Origin of the sequence: Stenotrophomonas sp. A3_2, from assembly GCF_036624925.1 — a bacterium.
GTDB lineage: Bacteria > Pseudomonadota > Gammaproteobacteria > Xanthomonadales > Xanthomonadaceae > Stenotrophomonas > Stenotrophomonas hibiscicola.
The window spans coordinates 1-663 of sequence record NZ_JAZKVY010000113.1 but is presented as its reverse complement, the minus strand read 5'-3'; the positions used below and the strand labels follow the sequence as shown (position 1 = coordinate 663).

The following is a 663-nucleotide window of genomic DNA, read 5'->3' as shown; positions in this document are numbered from 1 at the left end:
TCAGTTGGGCGTTGGCCATGCCGGAGCACACGCGCATCGGGAACAGTGATCATGTTCAGCTTGTCCGCGCCGCCAAGCACTTCCTCTGGTCGATGCACTATCATCCTCCATCAGGGCGCAAACGGTCGTCTCCGGCGTCGATCCATCACAAAGCAATGTTGCTGCGCGCGCTGCTGGAATGGATGGCATGCGAAGGACACTCGCGCTTTGCCGGGATCGATCCAGCTTCGGTCGAACAACTCTGCAAATGGTTGCGCTGTCGTCCTGCACGCGCCGGCGGAGACAAAGGCAATATCTCAACTGCCACAATCACGAACTATCTGCTCGTGATCAAAGACCTTTATCGTCAGCGAGAAAAGCTGAACGATGCGCCACTGGTCGATCCGCTGCCGCTGGAAACGACCTATGAGGCCGCCGGCCACACCAGGGCGACCAAGGGCGTCATACCGTTCATCCCCGAAGACGTGGCCGTTGCAATCCTGAGCGAAGCCCTGCGGTGGGTCGAGGAGCATGGCGATACGATCGTCGCAGCCGAAACGATCCGCCGCGAAGCGCGAGCGCAGGGTCTGCGGCGCGGCAAGCGCCAGGCATCTGACCATGTTAGAGCGGCGCTGAGGCTCGCATCGCTGGCCGGACCATCGGGCGAACGGCTCGATGGCGCCT

General features: G+C 61.5%; 1 protein-coding gene. It reads left to right on the top strand.

What is annotated here, in order from left to right:
• Positions 1–155: 155 nt before the first annotated feature.
• A partial coding sequence (locus tag R5H29_RS02345; protein WP_332328677.1) for a hypothetical protein occupies positions 156–663 on the top strand: 508 nt, incomplete at its 3' end.